This window comes from Rhodovulum sp. (assembly GCF_011048875.1).
Lineage (GTDB): Bacteria > Pseudomonadota > Alphaproteobacteria > Rhodobacterales > Rhodobacteraceae > Rhodovulum > Rhodovulum tesquicola.
On sequence record NZ_DSDD01000083.1, the window covers coordinates 1 to 2,595 of the forward strand.

At 63.5% G+C, this 2,595-nt stretch carries 3 protein-coding genes; 1 reads left to right on the forward strand and 2 read right to left on the reverse strand.

The window, feature by feature from the left end; translation table 11 throughout:
• Positions 1-162 precede the first annotated feature (162 nt).
• On the forward strand, positions 163-1,965 hold the full coding sequence (gene lepA / locus ENN83_RS02925; RefSeq protein WP_287183906.1) for a translation elongation factor 4: 1,803 nt from the start codon (positions 163-165) through the stop codon (positions 1,963-1,965).
• Here the strand turns inward: lepA and ENN83_RS02930 are convergent, their stop codons facing one another.
• Together ENN83_RS02930 and ENN83_RS02935 are read right to left on the reverse strand one after the other, a co-directional pair.
• Positions 1,966-2,226 (reverse strand): hypothetical protein, encoded by a 261-nt coding sequence (locus ENN83_RS02930; RefSeq protein WP_287183910.1) that lies wholly within the window; start codon positions 2,224-2,226, stop codon positions 1,966-1,968. It lies immediately after the preceding gene.
• The coding region (locus ENN83_RS02935; protein WP_287183912.1) for a transposase at positions 2,223-2,595 on the reverse strand (373 nt) is incomplete at its 5' end. The genes ENN83_RS02935 and ENN83_RS02930, both read right to left, overlap by 4 nt.

The window sequence follows — 2,595 nt, forward strand, 5'->3', positions numbered from 1 at the left end:
ATCCTGCCCCGCGCCCGGGTCCGATGAAAACCCGATGCGGGTCCGATCGCCGTGGCCCTGAAAAACAAGGCCGTTCCCCGCGATTCGCCCCCTGCCACGGAATCCGCCCCCCGCCACGCGCCGCCGCTTGACCGGCCCACGAAAGCGCCGCATATCCCGGCCATGACCGATCTCGCACAAATCCGCAACTTCTCCATCGTGGCCCATATCGACCACGGCAAATCCACCCTCGCCGACCGGCTGATCCAGCTGACCGGCACCGTCGCCGAGCGCGACATGAAGGAGCAGTTGCTCGACTCGATGGATATCGAGCGCGAGCGCGGCATCACGATCAAGGCCAACACCGTCCGCATCGAATACCCGGCGAAGGACGGCAAGACCTATGTGCTGAACCTGATCGACACGCCCGGCCATGTCGACTTCGCCTATGAGGTGTCGCGTTCCATGCGCGCGGTCGAGGGTTCGCTGCTGGTGGTCGATGCCACCCAGGGGGTCGAGGCGCAGACGCTGGCCAATGTCTATACCGCGCTCGATGCCGATCACGAGATCGTGCCGGTCCTGAACAAGATCGACCTGCCGGCGGCCGAGCCCGAGCGCATCGCCGCCCAGATCGAGGACGTGATCGGCATCGACTCAAGCAACGCGATCCAGATCAGCGCCAAGACCGGCCTCGGCATCCCCGACGTGCTGGAAGCCATCGTCACCCGCCTGCCCCCCCCGCATGAGGGCGATCCGAGCAAACCGCTCAAGGCCCTGCTGGTGGACAGCTATTACGACGCCTATCTCGGCGTCGTCGTGCTGGTGCGCATCATCGACGGCGTGTTGCGCAAGGGCGACCGCATCAGGATGATGAAGACCGGCGGCACCTATCAGGTCGATCGCATCGGCGTCTTCCGCCCCGCCATGCAGGACATCGCGGAACTCGGCCCGGGCGAGATCGGCTTTCTGACCGCCTCGATCAAGCAGGTCCGCGACACCCGCGTCGGCGACACCATCACCACCGAGAAGAAGGGCATCGAGACGCCGCTGCCGGGCTTCAAGCCCTCGATCCCGGTGGTGTTCTGCGGCCTCTTCCCGGTCGATGCGAACGAGTTCGAGGATCTGCGCGACGCGATCGAGAAACTCGCGCTCAACGACGCCAGTTTCACCTACGAGATGGAAACCTCGGCCGCGCTGGGCTTCGGCTTCCGCTGCGGGTTCCTGGGGCTGCTGCATCTCGAAGTGGTGCGCGACCGGCTGGAACGCGAATACGGCATCGACCTGATCACCACCGCGCCCAGCGTGATCTACCACATCTACATGCGCGACGGCACGATGCGGGAATTGCACAACCCCGCCGACATGCCCGACCTGACCCTGATCGACCATATCGAGGAGCCGCGCATCAAAGCCACGATCATGGTGCCCGACGAATATCTGGGCGACGTGCTGAAACTCTGCCAGGACCGGCGCGGCGAACAGCTCGACCTGACCTATGCCGGCCAGCGCGCCATGGTGATCTATGACCTGCCGCTGAACGAGGTGGTGTTCGATTTCTACGACCGCCTGAAATCGGTGACCAAGGGCTATGCCAGCTTCGATTACCAGATGGCGGGTTATCGCCAGGATTACCTGGTCAAGATGCAGATCCTGGTCAATGACGAACCCGTCGACGCGTTGTCGGTCATGGTCCATCGCGACCGCGCCGAAAGCCGCGGCCGCGTGATGTGCGAAAAGCTCAAGGAACTGATCCCGCGCCACATGTTCAAGATCCCCGTCCAGGCCGCCATCGGCGGCCGCGTCATCGCGCGCGAGACCATCGCGGCGCTGCGCAAGGACGTGACCGCGAAATGCTATGGCGGCGACGCGACACGCAAACGCAAGCTGCTGGACAAACAGAAGGCGGGCAAGAAGAAGATGCGCCAGTTCGGCAAGGTCGAGATCCCGCAGCAGGCGTTCATCAATGCGTTGAAGATGGATGGGTGACTATTCGGGAGTTGTCGCCTCTTTCACGCTGCCGGTTGGAAGTTCGAAGTCTGGAACGCCCACGCCAGTGGTCTTAAGCACGACGACGATCAAAATCAGGATCAGTGTGTAGATAAGGAACGTCTGATAAACGGCTTCGGCAGCGCCGAGATGGCTGCCTGAGCGCTTCGGCAGACGCGAGACCGGGTTTCGGGGGGGATTTCGCCCTGTCAGGCCCGCCAGATGGGCGGTCTGGCAGATTTCGGGCAGACTTGTCCTCATGCCATCAGCCTCCGTCGCACCAGGAACAGGTTGCCGAGTGCGAACAGCGTGAAGATCTGGGCGCGGTTCCTGGCGAGGCCGCGATAGCGGGTCTTCACGTGGCCGAACTGACGCTTGATGATGCGGAAGGGATGCTCGAGCTTCGCGCGCACCATGGCGGGGATGCGGTCGTCGCCCGGCTCGATCCCGGCAAAGCGGCGCATCGCCTCGCTGTCGTAAAGGGTATCCTCAGCCATCGGGTCGCTAAGGGCATACCAGTTCTGCAGGAAATAGACCCGCAGCATCACCTCCAGCGGCATCGGTGGCCGGCCACCCTTCGGCCCGACCTTGGGGTAATGCGGCTCGATCAACGCCAGCAGCCGACACCAG

What these genes read in the sequence shown, in the direction of transcription:
- lepA (WP_287183906.1), top strand. Translation starts at nt 163, where the DNA reads ATGACCGATCTCGCACAAATCCGCAACTTCTCCATCGTGGCCCATATC.
- ENN83_RS02930 (WP_287183910.1), bottom strand. Translation starts at nt 2,226, where the DNA reads ATGAGGACAAGTCTGCCCGAAATCTGCCAGACCGCCCATCTGGCGGGC.